Source organism: Streptomyces sp. NPDC048566, from assembly GCF_043199735.1.
Taxonomy (GTDB): domain Bacteria; phylum Actinomycetota; class Actinomycetes; order Streptomycetales; family Streptomycetaceae; genus Streptomyces.
In genome coordinates this window covers 36,495-60,567 of sequence record NZ_JBICWL010000017.1, presented here as the reverse complement: position 1 = coordinate 60,567, position 24,073 = coordinate 36,495, and the positions used below count along the sequence as shown (strand labels likewise).

Genomic DNA, 24,073 nt, shown 5'->3' with positions numbered 1-24,073 from the left:
GGCCCGTTCGGGCCGTTCGTCCGGTTCTACTTGCTCATGATGAGCGTGATGCCGTACGCGACCGCCGCGGCGCAGGCGGCGAAGCACACGTAGGCACCGGTGGCCGCCGCGACGGCGGAGCCGCCCTGCGACGACTCCTTCTTGGAGAGGCCGGCGACGCCGAGGGTGAAGAGGCCGACGAGGGCGACGGTGGCCGCGAGGCTCACCCCGAAGACGGAACCGAGGGCTGACCAGTCGATGTGCATGCTGTTTCTACCTTCGGTTCTCAGGCCACGCGCGACGGCGCCGGCGGGTTCGCCGCGGGCTCGGCGGGAGCGGGGATGGTGGCCGCGAGGTCCTCGGCCACGGAGCCGGCGGGCGGCGGGGTGACGGCGGCCATGGCGGTGGTGACGACGCCCGCGGGCTCGTCGTCGTTCACGTTGGTGTGGTCGATGACCTCGCGCCGCGAGCGGCGCCAGATCGCCAGGCTGGAGACGACAAGGAACACCGCGACCAGCGTGGTGCCCCAGGCGCCGAAGCCGGTGACCCACTCGGCCAGGGCGCCGACCAGGGCGGCGGCCGGCAGCGTGAGCACCCAGGCGACGAGCATGCGGGTGGCGGTGGACCAGCGGACCACGCCGCCCTTGCGGCCGAGGCCCGCGCCCATCACGGACCCGGAGACCGCGTGCGTGGTGGAGAGGGAGAAGCCGAGGTGCGAGGAGGCGAGGATGACCGTCGCCGCGCTGGTCTGGGCGGCGAAGCCCTGCTGCGGCTGGAGGTCGGTCAGGCCCCTGCCCATGGTGCGGATGATGCGCCAGCCGCCCAGGTAGGTGCCGAGCGCGATCGCGAGACCGGCGGAGAGGATGACCCAGACCGGCGGGTCGGAGTCGGGCGCCACGGCGCCGCCGGCGACCAGGGCCAGGGTGATGATGCCCATCGTCTTCTGCGCGTCGTTGGTGCCGTGGGCCAGCGAGACCAGGCCCGCGGAGGCGATCTGCCCGGCGCGGTACCCCTTCTCGGTCGCCTTGCCGCCGGCGTTCCGGCCGAGGCGGTAGGACAGCCGGGTGGCGAACAGCGCGGCCAGGCCGGCGACGATCGGGGCCGCCACGGCGGGGATGAGCACCTTGCCGACCAGGACGTCCCCGTGCACCGCGCCGGTGCCGGCCGAGGCGATGGTGGCGCCGACCAGGCCGCCCATGAGGGCGTGGCTGGAACTGGACGGCAGTCCGATGAGCCAGGTCACCAGGTTCCAGAGGATCGCGCCCACCAGGGCGGCGAAGATCACTTCTGGCCGGATGCCGGACTCGTCGACGAGGCCCTTGGAGATCGTGTTGGCGACCTCGACCGAGAGGAAGGCGCCGACAAGGTTCAGCACGGCGGACATCGCCACCGCGACCTTGGGCTTGAGCGCGCCGGTCGAGATGGTGGTGGCCATCGCGTTGGCGGTGTCGTGGAAACCGTTCGTGAAATCGAACACGAGAGCGGTGACGATCACGATTCCGAGGAGGAGCGTGATGTGTTCCATTTACCCAGGCTTCTGTTGGACGTCAGTGGCAGGTGGACCGTAGGCAACCTGGATGAACGGAAGATGAACTGGGTCGGGCTTTGTGGTGTCCCGAAGGGCGAATCCGTCCTCCGCTTGTCCCCGGGGGAGGCCGCGACACTCGAACAGAGGTCGAACACCCGGTCCCCGTACGGGTCGCCGCACGCCTCGGGACCGGCCCGGACCGCCGGGCCTGCCGCCGGGGAGATCCTCGTCACGCGCCGGGGCCGTGGAGGCTCCGGCGGCCTCCGCTCGGCACCCTCCGCGCGTCCTCGCCCCCCGGCCGGTCGCCCTCCGGCCCGCGGCTGACAGGATTCCCGCACGGAGGGACCCGGCGCGGCCGGCGAACCCGCCCGCGAGCGCGGGCGGGCGGCGGCACGGGCCGAGCGCGGCGACGACGGGGAGGATCGACCCATGACGGATGAGCACGAGGGCCGCGGCGCACGGCACGGCGGACCGCCGGCGCGCCCCGCGGACGCGGGCCCGCCCCGCCGCGCGGCGGGCGCGCTGGAGGAGGCGTGGGGCGACCTCGTGGCGACGGCGCGCCGCACGGTGGCCGACGGACTCGTGGTCGGCACCTCGGGAAACGCCTCCGTGCGCGTCGGGGACACCGTGCTGGTGACGCCGACCGGCGTGCCCTACGACCGGCTGACACCCGCCGACGCCGTCGGGGTCGACCTCGACGGCCGGCAGGTCCTCGGGTCGCTCCGCCCGACCAGCGAACTGCCGATGCACCTCGCCGTCCACCGGGAGACCGACGCCCGGGCCGTGGTCCACACCCACGCCGCGCACGCCACGGCCGTCTCGCTCCTCGTCCCCGAACTGCCGCTGGTCCACTACATGGCCGGAGCCCTCGGCGGCCCCGTCCGCGTCGCCCCGTACGCCGCCTACGGCACCCCGGAACTGGCCGCGCACGTGCTCTCGGCGCTGGCCGGGCGCACCGCCTGCCTCCTGCGGAACCACGGCACGCTGGCCTACGGGGACTCGCTGGAGCAGGCGTACGACCGCACCGCGCAACTGGAGTGGATGTGCCGCGTCTGGCTGCTGGCCTCCTCGGTCCCGGGCCACTCGCCCTCGCTGCTGTCCCCGGCCCAGCTCCGGGAGGCGGGCGAGCGGCTGCGGGACTACGGGCAGCCGGGCCCGCGCGGCGGCGGCTGAGCCGTCCGCCGGTCGGGGCGCCGGTCACCACCGGCCCCCTCCCACTGGCCGACGGCGGGCCGCGCCGGGAGACTGGACGGGTGCGCACCCCAAGAGCCGCGGCCGCAGCCGTCACCGTCGCCACAGCCGCCGTCGCGGCCGCCGTCGCGGCGGGCCGGTTCGCCTGCGACGCCGCGCTGAAGACGCGTCCCGGCAAGCCCCTGCCCACCGAACCCCGGCTCACCGTGCACGCCACGGCGGACGGCGGGATCACCCTGACCCGTACCCTGGCCTCCCTGCGCCCCGGCGTCTACGGCCTCGCGGCCGACGGCACGCACGCCATCGCCGGACCGGTCCAGGACGCCACCCCGCACACCGCCGACACGGTCGTGCGCCGGCTGGACGGGGTCACCCACGGCTCCCTGGAACCCGGCGACAAGGTCTGGCTCGTCCCGAACCTGTACGTCGGAGACCCGGGGTCGGCACTGGGCCTGGAGCACAGCGACGTCGACGTGCCCGGGGAACTGGGCCCGCTGCCCGCCTGGTTCGTGCCCGCCGTACGCGACACCTGGATCATCACCGTGCACGGCCTGGGCGCCACCCGGGAGCACCCCATGAACGTGATGCGCTTCCTGAACGAGCGCCACTTCCCCGTGCTCGACCTCGCCTACCGCGGCGACCTCGGCGCGCCCCGCTCCCCGGACGGGCTGAACCACCTGGGCGAGACCGAGTGGCGCGACCTCGACGCGGCCATCCGCTACGCCGTGCGGTACGGCGCCCGCCGGATCATCCTCTACGGCTGGTCCACGGGCGCCACGATGGCCCTGCGCGCCGCCGCCCACTCGGCGCTGCGCGAACGGATCTCCGGACTGGTGCTGGACTCGCCCGTCCTCGACTGGGAGGTCACGCTGCGCGCCCTGGCCGGCGCCCGCCACACCCCGGGGTTCCTGCTGCCGCTCGCGGTGCGCGCCGCCCAGGGGCGCACCGGGGTCCGCGGCGACCGCATCGCGAGCGCGGCCCGCCCCGACCGGATCACCGTGCCGACCCTGCTGGTGCACGGCCCGGACGACACCATCGCCCCCTGGGGCCCCTCGCGCCGCCTCGCCGCGAGCCGCCCGGACCTCGTCACCCTGCACACCGTCGCGGACGCCCCGCACGCCGCCCTGTGGAACGCCGACCCGGCGGCCTACGAGGAGGCGCTGCGCCGCTTCCTCACCCCGCTGATGTGACACCGGCGGCCGTCCCCCGCCGCCGGCGCCCGGGGCGGCGGGAACGGCTCCGGGGCGCTTCCGGTTGGGTCCGGGACAACTCCCCGGGGCGTGCCCCGCGGTGCCCCGAACGCCCCGGCGGGCCGCCGTCCCGGGCGCCCGCGCGGGCCGCCGGGGCATTCCGTTTGGGTTTTCGGACCGTCAACCGGAAGACTGCACCCGTGACGTCCCGTAACCCGCGCGACTCCAGGCTCCGACTCGTCGGCCCGCGGCCCCTCGCGGCCGCTCCCCGAGCGGTGACCCGGCGCCGCACCGCCCGCCCCGCGCCGCGGCCGCCCGAGGGCACCCCGCCGCCCGCGGAACTCGCCCGGATGGCACGCACCGGCCTGTCCGACGCGGCCCGGGTCGCCCGCTGGGCCGACGCGGCGCTGCGCCCGGGACGCGACGGCGCGAGTTCCGACGGCAAAGGCGCCCTCTCCGACGCGACCGCCGAACGGGCCGCCGCCGAACTGGATCTGACGACGCGTCAGGTGCGGGCGGACTGGGACACCGCGCGGCTCGCCGGCCTCATCGAGGTGCACGGCGACAGCGCCCGCCCCGGCTGGCGGCTGCGGGCCTGGAGCCGGGACGACAGCGCCGTCCTGCGGGGCTGGGTCGCCCTCTTCGACGCCTGGTCGCTGGCCCACCCCGAGCCCGCGGACCGGGAACCGGCCGCCGTCGCCGAGGTCGTCTCGGCGATGCCCCAGGTGCTGTCCTTCCTCCAGCTGTCCGCCGGTCCCGTCCCGGTGGAGCAGCTCCTCGACCTGCTCCAGCAGCGGGTCACGGAACTGCGCACCGAACGCTGCGAGGTGCCCTACGGGCCCCGGCCCGAGCCCGTCGCGGAGCCCGCCGCGGTCCCGGACGCCCCGCTCGCCCCGCTCGCCCCGCTCCTGGACTGGGCGCTGCGGGCCCTCGCCTCGGTCGGCGCGCTGACCTACGGCGACGGGCAGGCCACCCTGACCCCGCTCGGCAGCTGGGCGGTGTGGGTCAAACTGGAGCAGATCTGCGTGGCCGCTCAGAGCCCTGCCGGGAACATCGAGCAGTCCGCCGAGGACATGCTCCGCGGCTGCGCCCAGCTCCGGCCGAACGCGGCTCGCGCCGAGTACCGCGCGTGGCTCGCCGCCCGCCCCGTCGGCAGCGCCGTCGCCGAACTGCTCGCGGCGGCCCGCGGCGAGGACGCCCTCACCCGCGGACTGGCCTTCGAGGCGCTGCGGGTGGTCGGCGCCCCTGCCGAGCCCGACGTGAGCGCCGTGGCCGACGAGCCGTGGCTGCGGCCGTACGCGCTGCTGTGGCTCGCCGAGCACGACGGCCACGACCCGGAGGACGCGCACGAGGTGCTGACCCGCGCCGAGTCGACCTGGCTGTGGGTCGACACCGCCGCCGCCGTCGCCGACCACGGCGACGCGCCGCTGCTCGTGCGCCACCTGGAGTCGGCGGTGCAGCCCACCGTGCCCGCGCTCCTCGACGAGGTGCGCGCGGTCGGGCACCCGCGCACCGTGCAGGTGCTCGTCGCGCTCGCCGCCGCCCACCCGGACCCGGCGCTCGCCAAGGCCGTGCGCCGGGCCGCCTTCCAGGTCCACACCGGCGGGAACTGACCGTGCGGGCCCGCGGCCGGTACGGCGGGGCCCCCGCGCCGGGCACAGCGTGGGAGCGGGCCCACGGAATCCGGCGGCGTTGACGCCCCACCGGCGGCCCGCGAACTGGCACGGGCGGCGGAGCCGCGACGCCCCCGCACCGAGGCCCACGGGACGACCGGGCGCCGAGTGCGCCGCCCCGGCCGGGTCGGGCGGGCGCGACGCGAAGGCCGTGGCCCGGCGCCGAACGGCCGCGTGGGCGGGGGATGCGGGGGCGGGGCCGAGGCCGGGCCCGCCCGCCGAGCGCGACGGGAGCCCGGAGGGTCCTCGCCCGACTGGCATCCGCAGGTACCGCCGCAGAGCGTCCGGCACGGCGGACGTAACCATCGGAGCCCCGTCGACCGGGTCGGCGCCTGCCCGTTCCGGTTCGGCGGCTCCCGTCGGGTTCCTCGGGCCTCCGGAGCAGGCCGTCACTCTTCGCGGGAGCCCTCCCGCACCCGGTGCCTCACCCCGGCGTGACGCCCGCGTCCCCGCCGCCCACCTCCGGCGCGTAGGTGCCGAAGCTCCAGATGTTGCCCTCGATGTCGCGGGCCATGTAGTCCCGCGCGCCGTAGTCCTGGTCGGTCGGGGGCATCAGGATCTCCGCACCGTGCTCCGCGGCGTGCCGGTGGTGGGCGTCGACGTCGTCCACCACGATGTACACCCCGCACGGGCCTGCGTTCTTCATGGCCTCGTCGAACCGGCCGCCGCGGCCCTTGGAGCCGAGCATCACCGCGCCGTTGCCCTGCACCAGTTCGGCGTGCATGACCGAACCGTCCTCGCCTTCGTAGACCGACAGCTCGGTGAAGCCGAGGGCCTCCGTGAGCTGGCGGATCGCCGCCTTCGCGTCGGCGTACAACAGGGAGGGGTAGATGCTCGGACGCCCGCCGCCACCAGTCATGCCGATCACTCCGTCTCGTCACCTCGCCGGAAAACCGTTGCGCCGTCCAGTCTGGCACCGGCCACCGACAGCCACCCCCCGGCCGCGGCCGGGGGTCCGCGCCGCACGGCCCCGGCCCGTCCCCGCAGCGGGCGGCCCGCAGCGGCTCCCGGTCAGCGGAACGTGTCGCACTGCGCCATGTCGCCGCTGCTGAAGCCCTGGTAGAACCACTGCCGGCGCTGCTCGGCCGACCCGTGCGTCCACGTCTCCGGGGTCACCCGGCCCTGGTACCGCTCCTGGATGCGGTCGTCGCCGACGGCGCCGGCCGCGTCCAGACCGTCGCGGATGTCGGCGTCGGTCAGCGAGGTCAGCAGCGGCTTCCCCGAGGACGTGGACGGGGTGGTCGTCGCGTGCCGGGCCCACACGCCCGCGTAGCAGTCGGCCTGGAGTTCCGTCTTCACGGAGTTGCTGTCCGCGCCGGTCACGCCGTCCCGCGCCCGGCCGAGCGCGCCCGTGAGGTCCTGCACGTGGTGCCCGTACTCGTGCGCCACCACGTAGGCCTCGGCGAACGGTCCGCCGCTGGAGCCGAACTGGGTGCGCAGGTCGTCGAAGAAGCCCAGGTCCAGATAGACCTTGCGGTCGCCGGGACAGTAGAAGGGCCCCACGGCCGAGGAGGCGGAGCCGCAGGCGGTGCCCACCCGGCCGTCGAAGAAGACCGTGGGGGAGGGCGCGTAGGTGCCGCCCCGGCGGGCGAACTCCTTCGTCCAGTAGGTCTGGATGCTGTTGACGACGGCGACGACCCGGCAGTCCTGCCGGGCGTTCGCGTCCCGTCCCGTCCGGCAGGACTGCTGCACCCGGCCCAGGGAGGAGGCGGACGCGCCCGGCCCGCCGCCGTCCGAGGAGAGGCCGAGCTGGTCCGGCCCCACCCCGAAGAACAGCCCGAGGACCAGGGCGACCAGCGCGGCGAGGCCGCCGCCGAGGGTCGCCCTGCCGCCGGGGAGGCGGCTGCCGCGCACGTCCTGGACCTCGGACGTGTCCAGGTCGGCGTCGTCGTCGAACTGCATGCCCGTACCACCCTCCGCCGTTTCCCGGTCGCCCGCTCCGTGGCGCCATCCTCGTACGCCGCCGGTCCCGGGGCCGCGACCGGCGGTCCGAACGGGCTACCGGCCCTGCGGGGGCCTGGTGCCCCGGGACGACCGGGTGACGCCCCTCGCCCCTCGTCCCGTCACCGCGGGTGACGGGGCGAGGGTCACAGCACCGGAGGGCCCCGGGCCGGAAAAGTGCTTGCACGGCCCCGTTAGACTTGGCCCATGGCCTGTCTCCTCGCGCATTAGACGGCGGGAACGCCCTCAGCCGTCCGTCCGCCAATCTCCCCCCGAGCTCTCGGCTCCGCTCGTCGAGCAGGGGACACAAGCCCTGGAGTCCGTCCTTGATCTCCGCCTCCGGTATCGAGCTGCGCGCCGGCGCCCGCATCCTCATCGAGTCCGCCACCTTCCGCATCACCAAGGGCGACCGCATCGGCCTGGTCGGCCGCAACGGCGCGGGCAAGACGACCCTCACCAAGGTCCTCGCGGGCGAGGGCCAGCCGGCCGCCGGCACCGTCACCCGCTCCGGCGAGGTCGGCTACCTGCCCCAGGACCCGCGCACCGGCGACCTCGACGTCCTCGCCCGCGACCGGGTGCTGTCCGCGCGCGGCCTGGACACCCTGATCCGCAAGATGCGCGAGAACGAACAGCGCATCGCGAACGGCTCGGGCGCCACCCGGGAGAAGGCCCTGCGCCAGTACGAGCGCCAGGAGACGGAGTTCCTCACCAAGGGCGGATACGCCGCCGAGGCCGAGGCCGCGACCATCGCCGCGGCGCTCAACCTGCCCGACCGGGTGCTCGGACAGCCCCTGCACACGCTCTCCGGCGGACAGCGACGCCGGATCGAGCTGGCCCGCATCCTGTTCTCGGACGCCGACACCCTGCTGCTCGACGAGCCGACGAACCACCTGGACGCCGACTCCATCGTCTGGCTGCGCGACTACCTGAAGACCTACCGCGGCGGCTTCATCGTGATCTCCCACGACGTCGACCTCGTCGAGACGGTCGTGAACAAGGTCTTCTACCTGGACGCCAACCGCGCCCACATCGACGTCTACAACATGGGCTGGAAGCTCTACCAGCAGCAGCGCGAGGCCGACGAGAAGCGCCGCAAGCGCGAGCGGCAGAACGCCGAGAAGAAGGCCGCCGCGCTGAACTCGCAGGCGGACAAGATGCGGGCCAAGGCCACCAAGACGGTGGCCGCGCAGAACATGGCCAAGCGGGCCGACAAGCTGCTCGCCGGGCTGGAGGCGGTCCGCGTCTCCGACAAGGTCGCCAAGCTGCGCTTCCCCGAGCCCGCGCCCTGCGGCAAGACCCCGCTGATGGCCGAGGGCCTGTCGAAGTCCTACGGTTCGCTGGAGATCTTCACCGACGTCGACCTGGCCGTCGACAAGGGCTCCCGCGTCGTCATCCTCGGTCTGAACGGCGCCGGCAAGACGACCCTGCTGCGCCTGCTCGGCGGCGCCGAGCAGCCCGACACCGGCGAGGTCATCGAGGGTCACGGGCTCAAGCTCGGGTACTACGCCCAGGAGCACGAGACCCTCGACCCCGAGCGCACCGTCCTGGAGAACATGCGCTCCGCCGCCCCGGACCTGGACCTGGTCGAGGTGCGCAAGACCCTCGGCTCGTTCCTGTTCTCCGGCGACGACGTCGACAAGCCCGCCGGCGTCCTCTCCGGCGGCGAGAAGACGCGGCTCGCGCTCGCGACCCTGGTCGTCTCCTCCGCGAACGTCCTCCTGCTCGACGAGCCGACGAACAACCTCGACCCCGCCAGCCGCGAGGAGATCCTCGGCGCGCTGCGCACCTACAAGGGCGCCGTCGTCCTCGTCACCCACGACGAGGGCGCCGTGGAGGCCCTGCAGCCGGAGCGCATCATCCTGCTGCCGGACGGCGTCGAGGACCTGTGGGGCGCCGACTACGCCGACCTGGTCGCCCTCGCCTGACCCCGCCCGCGGGCCCCGCGCCCGCGCCGCGCGGGCCCGCCCGTCCCGGGCCGGGGCCGGCGCGCGGAGATCGAATGGCTGATCCACCGTGTATGGATCATTCGGCCGATCGGTGATCCATCATCTGTGTGAGATCTCCTCGTACCGAGGTGTGTCGTACACCGATTTTCCGGCCGAGCCCCTCAGTCCGCGGGGCTCGGCCGTCCCGCGTCGCTGACCAGGTACTTCGTGGAAGCACCCGTTCAGCGGTATCGACGGCACCAGCCGGAACCAAGGGTTCCGCTCGTGGGGACGGGCTCCTGTCGTCACAACCTTGTCCCACGGACCTTGCCGAATGGGTGGCCATGACGCGCGGGAGGGGTGATCATGAGAGTCCAGAGCGCACTTCCCATGAGGAGGCACGGGTGGCCGAGACTCTGAAGAAGGGCAGCCGGGTGACCGGCGCCGCGCGCGACAAGCTCGCGGCAGACCTGAAGAAGAAGTACGACTCCGGTGCGAGCATCCGAGCGCTGGCCGAAGAGACCGGCCGTTCGTATGGCTTCGTGCACCGGATGCTCAGCGAGTCGGGCGTCACGCTTCGAGGGCGTGGCGGAGCGACGCGCGGCAAGAAGGCCCCTTCGGCCTGAGGCCGGGCGTCCCCATCGGCTTCGGTGGTGACCACCCGGTCGGACGACCGGCCGACCGGGTGGTTACTGTGCAGTCACTTAGGCGTGTCCTCGTGATGTCACGAGGCGCGCGCCTGATCCGACCGCACCCATCGGAGGCGCCCCATGGCTTCGCTCGACAAGGATCTCGAACCGGTTCTCGACCAGGACGGCGTACGGCTCACCGTCGACGACGCGATCGCCACGGTGACACTGACCCATCCGGCCAAGCGCAACGCCCAGAGCCCCGCTCTGTGGCGGGCGCTGACGCGGGCCGGCCGGTCGCTGCCGGGCTCCGTCCGGGTCGTGGTCCTGCGGGCCGAGGGCCAGTCCTTCTCCGCGGGGCTCGACCGGCAGGCGTTCACGCCCGAGGGCTTCGACGGCGAACCGTCGTTCATCGACCTCGCGCGGGGCTCCGACGCGGACCTCGACGCGACCATCGCCGAGTACCAGGAGGCGTTCACCTGGTGGCGGCGCAGCGACATCGTGTCCGTCGCCGCCGTGCAGGGCCACGCCATCGGTGCCGGGTTCCAGCTCGCGCTCGCCTGCGACCTGCGGGTCGTCGCGGACGACGTGCAGTTCGCCATGCGCGAGACGAGCCTCGGCCTCGTCCCCGACCTCACCGGCACCCACCCTCTGGTGGGCCTCGTCGGTTACGCGCGCGCCCTGGAGATCTGCGCCACCGGCCGCTTCGTGCTCGCCGAGGAGGCCGAGCGCACCGGCCTCGCCAACCTCGCGGTCCCCGCGGCCCAGCTCGACGACGCCGTCGGCGACCTCGTCTCGGCGCTCCTGGCCGCCCCGCGCGACGCCGTCATCGAGACGAAGGCCCTGCTGCGGGGTGCCCAGGAGCGTTCCTACGAGGACCAGCGCACCGCCGAGCGAGCCGCCCAGGCCCGCCGGCTGCGCGACCTCGCGGGCGTCGGCGACTGACGTCGGCCGGGGCGTTCCGACGGCCGGGACGCCGGTCGGTCCACCCGGGACCGACGGCCCGGCCCCGGCGCTCAGCCGACCGCGGTCACCAGCACCGCCACGGACGGGGTGTCCCGGGCGGCCCCCGCGACCGCCGTCCTGACGGCGCGCGCCACGTCCACCGCCCGACCCTCCGCCTGAACGGCGACCTCGACGCGGACGTGACGGCGGGGGACGGCCGGACCGGTCTCTGCCGGCGTCGCGATGTCCACCGAACGGCCCAGTGCCGACGTCAGCCGGGTGACGCCGGGTACGGCCCGCGCGGCGGCGGCGAGCCGCGCCTCCTCGGATGCCCCGGAGTCCTCGCGCCCGGAGGGCCCCTCGGCCGCCTCCGGCCGCTCCGGGCCACCGGCCGCGGCGGCCGTCCCCTCCCCGGCCGGTGCGTCCCCGGCCGGGGAGCCGCCGGACGGCGCCGGGTCCGCGAGCAGCTCCGTCACCCGGAGGTCCACCTCGGACACCTCCAGGCCCAGCCGGTGCGTCGCGGCGGCCGACAGTGCCCGGCGCAGCCGGTCCGCGGCGACCGGCAGGGCCTGCGCGCCCACGTCCCCGGGGTCCGCGGCCACCGCGCACTCCGCCGCCACCCGCAACGGGCCCGGGGCCAGGGCGCTGGGCGGGGCGGGGACCGCCGGCGCGTCCGTGCCGTCCGGATCGACGAGCGCGATCCGCAGCCTGCCGAGCCGCACGCCGCCCACCGAGGCGGCGGCCCGCCGCAGCACCGACTCCGCGGCCTCCTCCGTGATCCAGGCGCCGTCGCGCGCCTCCCCCAGCGGCAGCAGCCTGCCGAGGCGGAGCTGATGCCGTACCGCCTGTGCCCACCGGTCAGCCGTCATTGCTCCAGCCTGCCCCATCAGCGGGCGCGCGACCGCGCGACCCGACCTAATGTGAGATCAGGAGGACGACCGAAAGGGACGTATCGCTATGACCGATATGACCGAGCGGAACCGGACCGAGGGCCCCGACACCGACAAGGGCACGGGCAACAGGCCCGTCAAGCGGGGCGGCGGCGCCCCCGGCACCCGGGGGCGGACCACCATCGCCGACGGGGTCGTGGAGAAGATCGCCGGGCTCGCGGCGCGCGACGTGGTCGGCGTGCACGCCATGGGCAGCGGAATGAGCCGGACCTTCGGGGCGGTACGCGACCGGGTGCCGGGCACCGGCAGCGGCAAGTCCGTGACCCGCGGGGTGAAGGCCGAGGTCGGCGAGGTGCAGACCGCCCTCGACCTGGAGATCGTCGTCGACTACGGGGTCTCGATCTCCGACGTGGCCCGCGACGTCCGGGAGAACGTCGTCGGCGCCGTCGAGCGCATGACCGGTCTCGAAGTGGTGGAAGTCAACATCGCGGTGAGTGATGTGAAGCTCCCCGAGGAAGAAGACGAGGAACCGGAGTCCCGTCTCCAGTGACCTCCCGTCACCGACACCGACACCGTCACCCGCACGTCCCGGACCGCCCGGCCGCCCCGGCCCCGGGTGAGCGGACGGCAGCCGAACCGCTGAGGAGCGCACCATGAGCTTGGCCGTTGTCGGCATGATCGCCGGTATGGCGCTGGCCTTCGCCGGGTACTTCGGCGGATTCGGCGCGTTTCTCCTGGTGGCCGCACTGGGTGCCGTCGGGTACCTCGTCGGGAGGTTCCTGGAGGGGGACCTCGACGTGGGCGACCTGTTCCGCACGCGCGACGAACGGCGGCGGTGACCCGTGCCGGGTCAGGCCGTCCGGCCCGGCGGCACCGGGCCGGACACGGGAGTCGTGGTGGCGCCCGAACGGGGCGCCACCCGGATCGCCGACCGGGTCGTCGCGAAGATCGCCTCACGGGCGGCCCGCGAGGCCCTTCCGCCGCTGCCGGGGGACGCGGTCGCCCCGCACGCCACGGTGGTCGTCCGCCGGCAGTCGGCCGGTGCCGGCGGGCCCGGTGAGCGCCCCACGCACAGTGCCCGGGTCCGCGTCAGCCTCGAACTCGGCTACCCCTCCGACATCGGCGGCCTGTGCGGCGCGGTGCGTCGTCATGTCGCCGAGCGGGTAGAGGCGTTGGCGGGAATGGAAGTACCGGAGGTGGCCGTCCAGGTGGAGCGGCTGCACCTGGCGAACGGGCCGGGACCGGCACAGCGGAGGACGCGATGAGCGAGCCCCAGGGCTCCGAGGACACCCGGAGACTGCCCGTCCTGGAGAAGACCGGCGACGACGCGGCCACGCTCGGGCAGTCCGCCTCGGCGGCGGCCTACGAGCCGTCGGGGACCCTGGGCGACGACGACGGCCGCCAGGGCCGCTTCTGGTCCGCGCGCCGTGTCCCGGCGGCGGTCCTGGCGCTGCTGCTCCTGGTGGCCGCCGGCTTCCTGCTCTACGACGTGGCGGCCGTGCGCGCCGGCCACGGCGCCATGCGGTGGCGCACCTCGCTCGCCCGCCAGCTCGCCGAACGTCCCCTGGACGACACGGCCGTCCTGGTGGGCGCGGGCGTCGCCGCCGCGCTCGGACTGTGGCTGGTCGTGCTCGCCGCCACCCCCGGGCTGCGCGGTCTGCTGCCCATGCGGCGCACCCATCGCGACGTGCGGGCCGGACTGCACCGCAAAGCCGCCGCCATGGCCCTGCGCGACCGGGCCATGCAGGTCGCCGGCGTCCAGTCGGTACGGGTGCGCACCAAGCGCCGGAAGGTCGACGTCCGCGCCGTGTCGCACTTCCGCGAACTCGACGACGTCCGCGCCGACCTGGACACCGTGCTCACCGACGGCATCCGCGGACTGGGACTGTCCCGTCCGCCGGGCCTCTCGGTGCGGGTGGCCCGTCCCGGACGGAAGGGGTGAGGTCCGTGCGCCGGACCGTCAACCGTGTCCTCATCGGCCTCGCCGGGCTGATCCTGCTCGCCCTCGGCGGTTCCGTCCTCGCCGTCGGGCTCGGCGTGCGGCCACCCTCCTGGTGGATCCACGACGGACGGCACGACGTCCTCCTCAGCACCGCCGAGCGCACCAAGTGGCGCGACGAGGGCTGGTGGTGGCCCGTCGTCATCGCGGCGCTGGCCGTCCTGGTGCTGCTCGCCCTGTGGTGGCTGATCGCCGACCTGCGGCGGCGCCGCCTGGCCGAGGTGCTCGTCGACACCGGCGACGGGGAGGGCGCCCTGCTGCGCGGCCGGGCCCTGGAGAGCGTCCTGGCCGCCGAGGCCGACGCGCTCGCGGGCGTGGACACGGCCCGCGTGCGGCTGACCGGCCGCCGCAGCCGACCCGAGGCGCGCGTGCGGCTCCGGCTGGAACCCCACGTGGACCCCGGGTGGGCGCTGAACCGGCTGACCGAGGAGGCCCTCGCGCACGCGCGGAACTCGGCCGGCCTCGCGGCGCTGCCGGCGGAGGTGCGGCTGCGCGGCGTCAAGCACCGCGCGGAGCGCGTGACCTGAGCGCGTGACCTCGGCGCGGGAGGGCCGGGCGCTCAGAAGCCGCTGCGCATCCCGCCGTCGACGGGGACCATGATGCCGGTCAGGTAGGAGGCGGCGGGGGAGAGCAGGAACGCGGCCGTGCGGCCGAACTCCTCCGGGGTGCCGTAGCGCCGCAGCGGGATGCGGGCCTCGTTGGCGGCGCGGGTGGCCTCGGGGTCCGCCGACCGGCCGTCCAGCTCGCGCACGCGGCCCGTCTCGATGCGCGACGGCAGCAGTCCGACGACCCGGATGCCGCGCGGGCCCAGCTCGTCGGCGAGGGACTTGGCGAAGCCGGCGAGTCCGGGGCGCAGCCCGTTGGAGATGGTCAGACCGCCGATCGGCTCGTAGACCGACCCGGAGAGCACGAAGCCGATCGCGCCGCCCTCGCCGAGTTCCGCGGCGGCGGCGCGCGCCAGCCGGACCGCGCCCAGGAAGACCGACTCGAAGGCGGCCGTCCACTGCTCGTCGGTGTTGTCCGCGGCGAAGCCGGGCGGCGGTCCGCCCACGCTGACGAGGATGCCGTCGAAGGCGCCGAAGTGCTCCCGGGCGGCGCCGATGAGCCGCGCCGGCGCCTCGGGGTCGGCGTTGTCGGCCGCCACCCCGACCGCGCCCGGGCCGAGCTTCGCGGCGGCGTCGGCGGCGCTTGCGGCGTCCCGCCCGCTGACGACCACCTTCGCGCCGTCGGCGAGGAGTTCACGCGCGGCGGCGTGGCCCAGGCCCCGGGTGGCTCCCGTGACGACGTACACACGATCCTTCAGTCCAAGGTCCATGGGCCCATCCTCCCCCATGCCGCACGGCCGCCCCGGGGCGGCCGTGCGGGCCGTGCTACGGCCGGTCGGGGGTGGCCGGCCCCGTGCCGTCGTCCCGCTGCCCGCCGGGCGGTACGCCGAAGAGGCTGAGGGCGCTCACGACCAGGCCGATGTGGCTGAAGGCCTGCGGGAAGTTGCCGAGCTGGCGCTGCCCGACGGGGTCGTACTCCTCGGACAGCAGCCCGACGTCGTTGGCGAGCCCGAGCAGCCGCTCGAACAGGTCGCGCGCCTCGCGTGTGCGGCCCGTCAGGTACAGCGCGTCGGCGAGCCAGAACGAGCAGACGACGAAGGCGCCCTCGTCGCCGGGGAGTCCGTCGACACCGGCGGCCTCCGTGCTGTAGCGGCGCACCAGGAAGTCGTCGGGGGCGAGTTCGGCGCGGACGGCGTCGACGGTGCCGACCACCCGGGGGTCGTCGGCGGGCAGGAAGCCGACCCGCGGGATGAGGAGCAGGGAGGCGTCGAGTTCGGCGGAGCCGTAGGACTGGGTGAAGGTGTTGCGCTCGGTGTCGAAGCCGTGTTCGCACACCTCGCGGTGCACCTCGTCGCGCATCGCGCGCCAGCCCTCCAGGTCCCCGTCGAGCGACGGGTCGTCCTCCAGGGTGCGCACGGCCCGGTCGGCGGCGACCCAGGCCATCACCTTCGAGTGGACGAAGTGCCGGCGCGGGCCGCGGACCTCCCAGATGCCCTCGTCGGGCTGCCGCCAGGCGACGCGCAGGAAGTCCATCATGGCGCACTGCACGCGCCACATGTGCGGCCTGGACGGCAGGCCCGAGCGGCGCGCCAGCCACAGCGAGTCGATGACCTCGCCGTAGACGTCGAGCTGCAGCTGCTCGACGGCGCTGTTGCCGACCCGGACCGGCGCGGACCCGGCGTAGCCGGACAGCCACGGGATCTCGTACTCCGGCAGCCGGCGTTCGCCCGACAGGCCGTACATGATCTGCAGGTCCGCCGGATCGCCCGCCACCGCGCGCAGCAGCCAGTCGCGCCAGGCCTGGGCCTCCTCCAGGTACCCGGCCGACAGGAGCGCCCCGAGGGTGAGCGTGGAGTCGCGCAGCCAGCAGTAGCGGTAGTCCCAGTTGCGGACACCGCCCAGCTGCTCGGGGAGCGAGGTCGTGGGGGCGGCCACGATCCCGCCGGTGGGTGCGTAGGTGAGGGCCTTCAACGTGAGCAGGGAGCGTACGACGGCGTCCCGGTGCGGCCCGTCGTAGCGGCAGCGGGACACCCAGGCGCGCCAGTCGGCGACGCTGGTCTCCAGCGCCTTGAGCGGGTCGTGGAGCGCCGGCCGGGGCCGGTGCGAGGGATGCCAGGTCAGCACGAACGCGACCTTCTCGCCCTCCTCGACGGTGAACTCCGAGTAGGTGCGGAAGTTCTTGCCCCAGGTGGGCACGGGCGGCTCGCTGCGCAGCCACACGGAGTCCGGGCCGGCCACCGCCACCCGGTGGCCGTCCGCCCGGCGCATCCACGGCACCACGGAGCCGTAGTCGAAGCGCAGCTGGAGCTCGCTGCTCATCCGGACCCGGCCGCCGAGCCCCTCGACGACCCGGACCAGGTCGGGGGCGTGCTCGCGCTGCGGCATCAGGTCGGTGACCCGGACCGATCCCTCGGGGGTGTCCCATTCGGTGTCGAGCACCAGGGTGTCCTCGCGGTAGGAGCGCCGGGTGCAGGTGTCGGCCCCCTCGGGCGCGATCCGCCAGCGGCCGTTGTCCTCGTCGCCCAGCAGGGCCGCGAAGCAGGCGGCGGAGTCGAAGCGGGGCAGGCAGAGCCAGTCGACGGAGCCGTCACGCCCCACCAGAGCGGCGGTCTGTTCGTCCCCGATGAGCGCGTAGTCCTCGATGCGTCGGTGCACGGTGGACGGGTTCCCGACCCGGGCGGGTGCCAATCGGGCCGCCGGAGTGGCGCGGACAGCCGGTGTTCCGCGCCGGCGTCCGGGCTCAGACGCCCGCCGGCTCCGCTTCCGCCTCCGGCGCGGTCTGCGCCGCCGCCTCCGCGCGGTCGCGGCGTTCCCGGCGGGCCAGCACCACCCAGCCGACGGGGACGCCCGCGGCGAACAGCCACCACTGGATGGCGTAGGCCATGTGGGGGCCGATGTCGCTGTGCTCGGGGTCGCCGATCAGCTCGGGGGAACCGTGCGCGGGCCGTGGCGCCGTCTGCTCGACGTAGCCGCCGAGGACGGGTGCGCCGAGCCGCTTCGCCTGCTGCTCGCTGTCGATCAGCATGACCTGGCGGTCGGGCAGTCCGCGGACGTTCTTGATGCCGCTGTCCGCGGTGGTCTGGTCGGCCATCAGCCGGCCCGTGACGGTGATCCGGCCGCTCGGGGGCGCGGGGATCTTCGGGAAGGCGGTCTGCGCGCCGTCCGAGGAGACCCAGCCGCGGTTGACGAGCAGGACACGGCCGTCGTTCAGCACGAACGGGGTCAGGACGTGGTAGCCGACCTCGCCGTCGGCGTTGGTGCGGCGCCGGACGACCTCTTCGTGCGCGGTGTCGAAGTGGCCCGTCGCGGTCACCCGGCGGTACAGGTCGTCGTGCCGGACCGGGCGGCCGGGCGCGGTCAGCGTCTCGGCGGGCACCGGCTTCGCGGCCAGCGAGTCCGAGATCACCGCGTTGAGGGCGACCTTGTGCTCGTGCCGGTGCAGCTGCCAGAAGCCCAGCTTGATCATCGTGGGGATGAGCGCGAGGGCCACGAGGGTGAGGATCACCCACTGCCGGGACAACAGGAAGCGGTACACCCCATTGACGGTACTCGGCACGGTTTCGGCCCCCGACGGGAGGGTCCCGCCGAGGGCCGCGCGGTCCGCCGCCGGTCCGGGCGGGCGGTCAGACCTTGTCGACGATGCCGGTCCTCCCCTCCGCGCGGGCGCAGTGCGCGCCGCAGTACCAGTGGCCCTCGACCTCGACGCCCTGACCGATGACCTGGACCCGGCAGTGCTCGCAGATCGGGGCCATCCGGTGGATCGCGCAGGAGAAGCAGTCGAAGACGTGCACCGCGCCCTGCGCGTGCACCTCGAAGGTCATGCCGTACTCGTTGCCGCATACTTCGCATCTCGCCATGGGCCACAGGGTGGGGGGCCGCCGCGGCGGGTGCGAGCGGGAACCGGGCGCGTCGCGCGTCAATCACCCGTACGACCGTCACTCCCGCGGGTGTCTCGGTCACTCGTGCGGCGGCCGTTCGAACGCCGGGCCGCCGGCCGGCGGCCCGGCCCCGCTCAGGCGGGCTCGACGTCCCGCAGGAGCTGGCCGAAGGCCGCCTCGTCGATCACCGGTGTGCCGAACTGCCGGGCCTTGACGACCTTCGAGGTGCCGGCCTCCGGGTCGTTGGTCACGAGCAGGCTGGTGAGCCGGGACAGGCTCGTCGCGACGTGCAGCCCCGCCTCGACGGCGCGGTCCTCCAGGAGTTCGCGGTCCACCGAGGTGTCCCCGGAGAAGGCGACCCGCATGCCCTGCTTGAGAGGTTTGCCCGACTCGTACCGCCCCGGGTTGGGGTAGGGGCAGGCGGGGCGCTTGCGGGAGGGGCGCCAACTGCCGGACGGATACCCCCCGGAGCCGTGGGCGCCCTGCCGTCCGATCCGCGGCGCCGCACCGCCGCCGGACCACTCCTTGAGCGGGAGGCACTCCAGCAGGGGCAGCCGCACCCCGTCGCGCGCGGCGGCCCGCAGGCTCGGGCGGAACGCCTCCGCCAGCACCCGCGCGTCGTCCAGCGCGTGGTGCGCGCGCTGCTGCACGACACCGAAGTGCGCCGCGAGCGACTCCAGCTTGTGGTTCGGCAGCGGCAGGCCGAGCTCCTTGGCGAGCGCGATGGTGCACAGCCGCTGCCGCACCGGCGCCTCGCGCCGGGCGCGCGCGTACTCGCGGGCGATCATCGACCAGTCGAAGACCGCGTTGTGCGCGACCAGCACCCGGCCGTCGAGCCGGGCGGCGAACTCCTCGGCGATCTCCGGGAACAGGGGGGCGGACCGGAGCATGTCGTCGGTCAGCCCGTGGATCCACACCGGGCCCGGATCGCGCTCCGGGTTGACCATCGTGTACCAGTGGTCCTCGACCTCGCCGCGCGCGTCCAGCCGGTAGACGGCGGCGGAGATGATCCGGTCGTCGCGGGCCAGCCCTGTGGTCTCCACGTCAACGACCGCGTATCCCTGCGGATACGCGGCCGGCCAGGAGGCTGGGGACGCTGCGGTCGTGAGGTCTTCGAGCATGGTCCCTGAGGATACGGGCCGGGACGGACAGCGTCGCCGCCGCCTTGCCCGGACCCGGGGCGTGCCCGGTCCCCGGACCGGGCTTCGCGCGCGCGGGCCGCCGCGGACCGCGGTGACGGTCCGTCAGGAGGCCGCGGTCGCGGCCGGTTCGGCTCCGGCCCGTCGCGCGGGTCCGCTTCCGGGCGGGCGCCGCCCGCCGCCCGCCCGGCGCGGCCTTTGACCCGGGCCGACCCGTCCGCGGGGCCGCGGCAACGGCGCCCCCGGGCCGGGAAAGACCGGGTCGGTGCGGCGCGCCCGGCCGCCCGGATGGCATCCTCCCCGTGTGACGGAACCGACGCACGACGAGGCCCACGGCGCCACCCTCGGCTCGCGGCTCAACTGGCTCCGGGCCGCGGTCCTCGGCGCCAACGACGGCATCGTGTCCACCGCCGGCCTGGTGGTCGGCGTGGCCGGCGCCACCCACGACCGGGCGGCCCTGCTCACCGCGGGCCTCGCGGGGCTCCTCGCCGGATCGATGTCGATGGCGGCCGGCGAGTACGTCTCCGTGTCCACCCAGCGCGACTCGGAGATGGCGGCGCTCGCCACCGAGCGGCGCGAACTGAGGGAGGAGCCCGAGGCCGAACTGGAGGAGCTGACCCAGATGCTCCAACAGCGCGGCCTGTCCCGGCAGGTGGCGCGCGAGGCGGCCGAACAGCTCACCGAACGCGACGCCCTCAAGGCGCACGCGTCCGTCGAACTCGGCATCGACCCCGACGACCTCACCAACCCCTGGCACGCGGCCTGGGCGAGCTTCCTCGCCTTCACCGTCGGCGCCCTGCTGCCGCTGCTCGCGATCGTCCTGCCGCCCGCGGCCTGGCGGCTGGGCGTCACCGTGGTGTCCGTGCTCGCCGCGCTCGCCCTCACCGGCTGGAGCAGCGCCCGGCTCGGGGCGGCCGACCCGCGGCGCGCGGTCGTGCGCAACATGAGCGGGGGAGCGCTCGCCATGGCCGTCACCTACGCGGCCGGAGCGCTTCTGGGGGCGGCGGGCGTCTGAGCCGGCGGCGGGCCCGGCGGGCCCGGCGGGCTCGCCGGGCGCCACCGCGGACGCGCACCGGACCCGCCCCTCGCGCGACGGCCGGTGCCGGGCCGCCCGGCCCCGGGGGCCGGACCGTACTTGTGGGTAACGACCTCTGGCCGCGGGCCGACCGGCGGCCCTACCGTGCATCCATGCCGAACCTGCCCGACGTCGTGCTCTGGTCCATACCCGCCTTCGTGCTGCTCGCCGTGATCGAGATGGTGAGCGTCCGCCTCCATCCGGACGACGACGCCGCGGGCTACGAGGCGAAGGACGCCGCGACCAGCGTCGGCATGGGCCTCGGCAGCCTGGTCTTCGACTTCCTGTGGAAGATCCCCATCGTCGCGGTCTACGCCGCCGTCTACGCGCTGACGCCGCTGCGGGTGCCGCTGCTGTGGTGGACGGTCCCGCTGATGCTGCTGGGCCAGGACTTCCTCTACTACTGGGCGCACCGCGGCCACCACGTCGTCCGCATCCTGTGGGCCTGTCACGTCGTGCACCACTCCAGCCGCCGCTTCAACCTCACCACCGCGCTGCGCCAGCCCTGGACCAGCTGGACGTCCTGGCCGTTCTACCTCCCGCTGGTCGCGCTCGGCGTGCACCCCGCGGCCCTGGCGTTCTGCTCGTCCCTGAACCTCGTCTACCAGTTCTGGATCCACACCGAGCGCGTCGACCGGATGCCCCGCTGGTTCGAGTTCCTCCTCAACACCCCCTCCCACCACCGTGTGCACCACGCCTCGCAGGGCGGCTACCTGGACCGCAACTTCGGCGGCATCCTCATCGTCTGGGACCGGCTCTTCGGATCGTGGGTCGCCGAGACCGAACGGCCCGTCTACGGGCTCACCAAGAACATCGCCACCCACAACCCGCTGCGGGTGGCCACCCACGAGTACGCGGCGATCGCCCGGGACGTGCGGGCCGCGGCCACCTGGAGCGAGCGTGCCGGGCGCGTGCTGCGCGGGCCGGGCTGGCAGCCCGCCCCGCCCGCCGCCCGCACCCTCCCCGGGCCGGACGCCGCGATCGGCCCGTCCGGCCGCGCGGCGTCCGGGGCCGCGGCGACGTACGGTGGGGTGCGCTCGACCACCCCCTGAGCGCACCCCAGCACACCCGCACGAGAGGGACCCTCGCCATGCGCGCCACCACCATCCACGCCCCGTTCGACATGCGTGTGGAGGACGTGCCCGACCCCACGGTGCAGCTGCCCACCGACGCCGTCGTGCGGGTCCTGCGCTCCTGCATCTGCGGCAGCGACCTGTGGGCCTACCGCGGCGAGGCGGCCCGGCAGGCGGGGCAGCGCATCGGCCACGAGTTCCTCGGCATCGTCGAGGAGACCGGCTCCGAGGTGGCCGGCGTGCGCCGCGGCGACCTGGTGGTGGCGCCCTTCATGTGGTCCGACGGCGTCTGCGACTACTGCCGCGACGGCCTCACCACCTCCTGCGAGCACGGCGGCTTCTGGGGCGCGGTCGGGTACGACGGCGGGCAGGGCGAGGCGGTCCGCGTGCCGTTCGCCGACGGCACCCTGGTGCAGCTGCCCAAGGAGGCGGCCTCCGACGACCACCTGCTCTCCGCGCTGCTGACGCTCTCCGACGTCCTCGGCACCGGACACCACGCGGCGCTCGGCGCCGGGGTGCGCAAGGGCGCCACGGTCGCCGTCGTGGGCGACGGCGCCGTCGGCCTGTGCGCCGTGCTGGCCGCCCGCCGGCTGGGCGCCGAGCGGATCATCGCGCTGGGCCGGCACCAGGCGCGCACCGACATCGCGCGCCGCTTCGGCGCCACCGACGTGGTGGCCGAGCGGGGCGAGGCCGCCGTGGAGGCCGTGCGCGAGCTGACCCGCGGTCAGGGCGCGGCCTGTGTCGTCGAGGCCGTCGGCACCGAGCAGTCCATGAGCACGGCCGTGAACATCGCCCGCGACGGCGGCGCCATCGGCTTCGTCGGCGTGCCTCACGGCAGCGGCACGGGCCTGGACCTCGGGGTCATGTTCGACCGGAACATCGCCCTGCGCGGCGGCGTCGCCCCGGTCCGCACCTACATCCCCGAGCTGCTGCCCGACGTCCTCGACGGCACCGTCGACCCCTCGCCGGTCTTCGACCTGACCGTCGGTCTGGACGGCGTCCCCGGGGGCTACCGGGCGATGGACGAGCGGACCGCCCTGAAGGTCCTCGTCACCGGCTGACCGAGCGGCCGGCGGCCGGCCCGGGTGACGCGACCGCGGCCCGCCGGACCGCCCGCCCTCCCCGCGCGACCGGCCCGCGCCTCCGCCCGGCCGGTCCCGCGACCGGGAGCCGCCCGGTCACCGGCCCGCGGAACGGCCGGACACCGGCCGCGCGACGACCGACGACGAGGGGGCGGTCCCGCTGCCGGCCGGACCGGTTCCCCGGCGGTGCCGGGCCGCGGTTCACCAGCGGACGGGCAGCGGCAGCGCCGTCAGCAGGCCGGATACGGCGACGACCACGCCCAGCACGACCACCTCGGCGCGCGCCGGGGCGCAGGCGCCGAGCGGGTCGCGCGCACGGGCCAGCCGCAGCCGCGCGACGAGGGCCAGGGCGGCGACGGCCGCCACGAGCAGCACCTTCGCCAGCAGGGTGCGCCCGTACGCGGTCGCCGTCAGCTGGTCCACGATCGTCCCGGCCGGCATCCGGCGCAGCGAGCTGCACACGCCGGTCGCGGTGACCGCGGCGAACAGCAGGGCCGCCGCGCGGGCGTAGCGGCCGAGCAGGGCGGGACCGGCTCCGCGGGAGCCGGCCGGACCCGGTCCGGTGCCGGCCGCCGCCTGCGGTGCCCGCCAGGCCCGCAGCAGCCGCAGGACGTGCAGCAGCCCGCCCGTCCACAGTGCCGCGCAGGTCAGGTGGACGACGGTCAGGGCCGAACCGGTCGGGGCCGCCTGCTCGGTCGCCGGGTGGGCGCGCAGCGCCTCGGCCAGCACCACCGCGGCCAGCGGCCACACCTGGAGCCCCGGCCGGCGGGAACGGGCGCAGAACCAGGCCACCGCGAACGCGTTGACCTCCAGGAGCGCCAGCCTGCCGTCACGGCCGGCGTAGAGACCGCCGAGGTCCAGGTCGGCCGGCCGGTGCGGCAGCAGGTTGCCGGTGGCCACCACGCAGGCAAGTCCGAGCGCGGCGGCACCCCCGGCGACGGCCGCGTACCCCGACCAGCTGCGGGGTGCCTCCACGGCGGGGGCGCCGGGCACCCGGTGGGCGAGCCGGGCCGCGAACAGCTCGCCCGCCGGGACGCAGAGCGCGGCGAACAGCACGGTGCGCAGGAGGGCGATGCCCCCGGCTCCCGGCGCGGCGGCCTCGCCGGTGCCCATCAGCGCAGCGCGCGGGCCGAGCAGCGGGAGCAGGGCGGCGACGGTCACCAGACCGAGCACGGCGAGGGCCCTTGCGGTGGCCCGTCGCCCTTCCGCCGCCCCCGTGCCGTCCGCCCCGGCCGTCGGTCGTGTCAACGTCACCCCACGATGCTCACCGGCCGCCGTCCGCCCGGCATCCCACGTTAGCCCGTCCGGCTCCGCGCGTTGCGGCCCGCGGACATCCCCCGCACCCGGGGGCGGAAACGGACAGGCGCGTTCCGGCACCGCCCCTCCGCCCG

25 protein-coding genes are annotated in these 24,073 nt (G+C 75.2%); 14 read left to right on the top strand and 11 right to left on the bottom strand.

Annotation, left to right across the window (positions count from 1 at the left end; all coding sequences use genetic code 11):
• Nucleotides 1-26: 26 nt before the first annotated feature.
• Both ACGFS9_RS23580 and ACGFS9_RS23575 read right to left on the bottom strand, forming a co-directional pair.
• Nucleotides 27-245: a hypothetical protein gene (locus ACGFS9_RS23580; RefSeq protein WP_393255887.1), complete on the bottom strand. Its 219-nt coding sequence runs from the start codon at nt 243-245 to the stop codon at nt 27-29.
• Nucleotides 246-265: 20 nt separating this feature from the next.
• On the bottom strand, nt 266-1,504 hold the full coding sequence (locus tag ACGFS9_RS23575; protein ID WP_393255886.1) for an anion permease: 1,239 nt from the start codon (nt 1,502-1,504) through the stop codon (nt 266-268).
• 432 nt (nt 1,505-1,936) lie between these two features.
• Between ACGFS9_RS23575 and ACGFS9_RS23570 the strand changes: the two genes are divergently transcribed.
• From ACGFS9_RS23570 to ACGFS9_RS23560, 3 genes are all read left to right on the top strand, one after another.
• Nucleotides 1,937-2,680, top strand: coding sequence for a class II aldolase/adducin family protein (locus ACGFS9_RS23570; protein WP_393255885.1), 744 nt, complete (start codon nt 1,937-1,939; stop codon nt 2,678-2,680).
• An 80-nt stretch (nt 2,681-2,760) separates the two neighbouring features.
• Nucleotides 2,761-3,888 (top strand): alpha/beta hydrolase, encoded by a 1,128-nt coding sequence (locus tag ACGFS9_RS23565; RefSeq protein WP_393255884.1) that lies wholly within the window; start codon nt 2,761-2,763, stop codon nt 3,886-3,888.
• A gap of 200 nt (nt 3,889-4,088) precedes the next feature.
• Nucleotides 4,089-5,501, top strand: a complete 1,413-nt coding sequence (locus ACGFS9_RS23560) for a hypothetical protein (protein ID WP_393255882.1) — start codon at nt 4,089-4,091, stop codon at nt 5,499-5,501.
• Nucleotides 5,502-5,985: 484 nt separating this feature from the next.
• On the opposite strand, the gene ACGFS9_RS23555 is transcribed toward ACGFS9_RS23560, so the two are convergent.
• Nucleotides 5,986-6,420 (bottom strand): VOC family protein, encoded by a 435-nt coding sequence (locus ACGFS9_RS23555; protein WP_393255880.1) that lies wholly within the window; start codon nt 6,418-6,420, stop codon nt 5,986-5,988.
• Between the two features lie 152 nt (nt 6,421-6,572).
• On the bottom strand, nt 6,573-7,463 hold the full coding sequence (locus tag ACGFS9_RS23550) for a neutral zinc metallopeptidase (protein ID WP_393255878.1): 891 nt from the start codon (nt 7,461-7,463) through the stop codon (nt 6,573-6,575).
• A gap of 365 nt (nt 7,464-7,828) precedes the next feature.
• On the opposite strand from ACGFS9_RS23550, the gene ACGFS9_RS23545 reads away from it, so the two are divergent.
• The 3 genes from ACGFS9_RS23545 (at nt 7,829) to ACGFS9_RS23535 (ending at nt 11,001) form a co-directional block, all read left to right on the top strand.
• Nucleotides 7,829-9,427 carry an ABC-F family ATP-binding cassette domain-containing protein gene (locus tag ACGFS9_RS23545; RefSeq protein ID WP_393255876.1) on the top strand — a complete coding sequence of 533 codons (1,599 nt, stop codon included), beginning with the start codon at nt 7,829-7,831 and terminating at the stop codon, nt 9,425-9,427.
• Between the two features lie 404 nt (nt 9,428-9,831).
• A complete protein-coding gene (locus tag ACGFS9_RS23540; protein ID WP_043439149.1) occupies nt 9,832-10,053 on the top strand; it encodes a helix-turn-helix domain-containing protein in 222 nt (73 codons plus the stop codon).
• A 144-nt stretch (nt 10,054-10,197) separates the two neighbouring features.
• Nucleotides 10,198-11,001: an enoyl-CoA hydratase/isomerase family protein gene (locus ACGFS9_RS23535; protein ID WP_393255875.1), complete on the top strand. Its 804-nt coding sequence runs from the start codon at nt 10,198-10,200 to the stop codon at nt 10,999-11,001.
• A gap of 71 nt (nt 11,002-11,072) precedes the next feature.
• Here the strand turns inward: ACGFS9_RS23535 and ACGFS9_RS23530 are convergent, their stop codons facing one another.
• Entirely contained in the window at nt 11,073-11,870 is a 798-nt protein-coding gene (locus ACGFS9_RS23530; protein ID WP_393255873.1) for a nucleopolyhedrovirus P10 family protein, read from the bottom strand.
• An 88-nt stretch (nt 11,871-11,958) separates the two neighbouring features.
• On the opposite strand from ACGFS9_RS23530, the gene ACGFS9_RS23525 reads away from it, so the two are divergent.
• The 5 genes from ACGFS9_RS23525 (at nt 11,959) to amaP (ending at nt 14,417) form a co-directional block, all read left to right on the top strand.
• Nucleotides 11,959-12,441: an Asp23/Gls24 family envelope stress response protein gene (locus ACGFS9_RS23525; RefSeq protein ID WP_393255872.1), complete on the top strand. Its 483-nt coding sequence runs from the start codon at nt 11,959-11,961 to the stop codon at nt 12,439-12,441.
• A gap of 103 nt (nt 12,442-12,544) precedes the next feature.
• The gene (locus tag ACGFS9_RS23520; RefSeq protein WP_393255871.1) at nt 12,545-12,730 is read left to right on the top strand and encodes a hypothetical protein; all 186 of its coding nucleotides are present in this window, start codon (nt 12,545-12,547) and stop codon (nt 12,728-12,730) included.
• Between the two features lie 57 nt (nt 12,731-12,787).
• Nucleotides 12,788-13,156, top strand: a complete 369-nt coding sequence (locus ACGFS9_RS23515) for an Asp23/Gls24 family envelope stress response protein (protein WP_393255870.1) — start codon at nt 12,788-12,790, stop codon at nt 13,154-13,156.
• Nucleotides 13,153-13,833, top strand: coding sequence for a DUF6286 domain-containing protein (locus ACGFS9_RS23510; RefSeq protein WP_393255869.1), 681 nt, complete (start codon nt 13,153-13,155; stop codon nt 13,831-13,833). The genes ACGFS9_RS23515 and ACGFS9_RS23510 overlap by 4 nt, the downstream gene beginning before the upstream one ends.
• A gap of 5 nt (nt 13,834-13,838) precedes the next feature.
• A complete protein-coding gene (gene amaP / locus ACGFS9_RS23505; protein ID WP_393255868.1) occupies nt 13,839-14,417 on the top strand; it encodes an alkaline shock response membrane anchor protein AmaP in 579 nt (192 codons plus the stop codon).
• A 32-nt stretch (nt 14,418-14,449) separates the two neighbouring features.
• Here the strand turns inward: amaP and ACGFS9_RS23500 are convergent, their stop codons facing one another.
• The 5 genes from ACGFS9_RS23500 to ACGFS9_RS23480 form a co-directional block, all read right to left on the bottom strand.
• On the bottom strand, nt 14,450-15,205 hold the full coding sequence (locus tag ACGFS9_RS23500; RefSeq protein ID WP_393255866.1) for an SDR family oxidoreductase: 756 nt from the start codon (nt 15,203-15,205) through the stop codon (nt 14,450-14,452).
• A gap of 55 nt (nt 15,206-15,260) precedes the next feature.
• Nucleotides 15,261-17,090, bottom strand: a complete 1,830-nt coding sequence (locus tag ACGFS9_RS23495; protein WP_393255864.1) for a glycoside hydrolase family 15 protein — start codon at nt 17,088-17,090, stop codon at nt 15,261-15,263.
• A gap of 85 nt (nt 17,091-17,175) precedes the next feature.
• Nucleotides 17,176-17,970 (bottom strand): SURF1 family protein, encoded by a 795-nt coding sequence (locus ACGFS9_RS23490; protein WP_393255863.1) that lies wholly within the window; start codon nt 17,968-17,970, stop codon nt 17,176-17,178.
• Between the two features lie 88 nt (nt 17,971-18,058).
• On the bottom strand, nt 18,059-18,292 hold the full coding sequence (locus tag ACGFS9_RS23485; protein WP_393255862.1) for a hypothetical protein: 234 nt from the start codon (nt 18,290-18,292) through the stop codon (nt 18,059-18,061).
• A gap of 155 nt (nt 18,293-18,447) precedes the next feature.
• Entirely contained in the window at nt 18,448-19,434 is a 987-nt protein-coding gene (locus ACGFS9_RS23480) for a DEDDh family exonuclease (RefSeq protein ID WP_393255860.1), read from the bottom strand.
• 322 nt (nt 19,435-19,756) lie between these two features.
• On the opposite strand from ACGFS9_RS23480, the gene ACGFS9_RS23475 reads away from it, so the two are divergent.
• The 3 genes from ACGFS9_RS23475 to ACGFS9_RS23465 all read left to right on the top strand — a co-directional run bounded on the left by ACGFS9_RS23475 (nt 19,757) and on the right by ACGFS9_RS23465 (nt 22,661).
• Nucleotides 19,757-20,467: a VIT family protein gene (locus tag ACGFS9_RS23475; RefSeq protein WP_393255859.1), complete on the top strand. Its 711-nt coding sequence runs from the start codon at nt 19,757-19,759 to the stop codon at nt 20,465-20,467.
• Nucleotides 20,468-20,640: 173 nt separating this feature from the next.
• Nucleotides 20,641-21,579, top strand: coding sequence for a sterol desaturase family protein (locus ACGFS9_RS23470; RefSeq protein ID WP_393255858.1), 939 nt, complete (start codon nt 20,641-20,643; stop codon nt 21,577-21,579).
• 38 nt (nt 21,580-21,617) lie between these two features.
• Nucleotides 21,618-22,661 (top strand): zinc-dependent alcohol dehydrogenase family protein, encoded by a 1,044-nt coding sequence (locus tag ACGFS9_RS23465; protein WP_393255856.1) that lies wholly within the window; start codon nt 21,618-21,620, stop codon nt 22,659-22,661.
• A 222-nt stretch (nt 22,662-22,883) separates the two neighbouring features.
• Here ACGFS9_RS23465 and ACGFS9_RS23460 read toward each other — a convergent pair whose 3' ends face one another.
• Nucleotides 22,884-23,936 (bottom strand): CopD family protein, encoded by a 1,053-nt coding sequence (locus ACGFS9_RS23460; protein WP_393255854.1) that lies wholly within the window; start codon nt 23,934-23,936, stop codon nt 22,884-22,886.
• Nucleotides 23,937-24,073: the final 137 nt, after the last annotated feature.

Coding starts and splice junctions, on each gene's coding strand:
- ACGFS9_RS23580 (WP_393255887.1), bottom strand. CDS start 245: ATGCACATCGACTGGTCAGCCCTCGGTTCCGTCTTCGGGGTGAGCCTC.
- ACGFS9_RS23575 (WP_393255886.1), bottom strand. CDS start 1,504: ATGGAACACATCACGCTCCTCCTCGGAATCGTGATCGTCACCGCTCTC.
- ACGFS9_RS23570 (WP_393255885.1), top strand. CDS start 1,937: ATGACGGATGAGCACGAGGGCCGCGGCGCACGGCACGGCGGACCGCCG.
- ACGFS9_RS23555 (WP_393255880.1), bottom strand. CDS start 6,420: ATGACTGGTGGCGGCGGGCGTCCGAGCATCTACCCCTCCCTGTTGTAC.
- ACGFS9_RS23550 (WP_393255878.1), bottom strand. CDS start 7,463: ATGCAGTTCGACGACGACGCCGACCTGGACACGTCCGAGGTCCAGGAC.
- ACGFS9_RS23535 (WP_393255875.1), top strand. CDS start 10,198: ATGGCTTCGCTCGACAAGGATCTCGAACCGGTTCTCGACCAGGACGGC.
- ACGFS9_RS23530 (WP_393255873.1), bottom strand. CDS start 11,870: ATGACGGCTGACCGGTGGGCACAGGCGGTACGGCATCAGCTCCGCCTC.
- ACGFS9_RS23525 (WP_393255872.1), top strand. CDS start 11,959: ATGACCGATATGACCGAGCGGAACCGGACCGAGGGCCCCGACACCGAC.
- ACGFS9_RS23520 (WP_393255871.1), top strand. CDS start 12,545: ATGAGCTTGGCCGTTGTCGGCATGATCGCCGGTATGGCGCTGGCCTTC.
- ACGFS9_RS23510 (WP_393255869.1), top strand. CDS start 13,153: ATGAGCGAGCCCCAGGGCTCCGAGGACACCCGGAGACTGCCCGTCCTG.
- ACGFS9_RS23500 (WP_393255866.1), bottom strand. CDS start 15,205: ATGGACCTTGGACTGAAGGATCGTGTGTACGTCGTCACGGGAGCCACC.
- ACGFS9_RS23485 (WP_393255862.1), bottom strand. CDS start 18,292: ATGGCGAGATGCGAAGTATGCGGCAACGAGTACGGCATGACCTTCGAG.
- ACGFS9_RS23480 (WP_393255860.1), bottom strand. CDS start 19,434: ATGCTCGAAGACCTCACGACCGCAGCGTCCCCAGCCTCCTGGCCGGCC.
- ACGFS9_RS23470 (WP_393255858.1), top strand. CDS start 20,641: ATGCCGAACCTGCCCGACGTCGTGCTCTGGTCCATACCCGCCTTCGTG.
- ACGFS9_RS23465 (WP_393255856.1), top strand. CDS start 21,618: ATGCGCGCCACCACCATCCACGCCCCGTTCGACATGCGTGTGGAGGAC.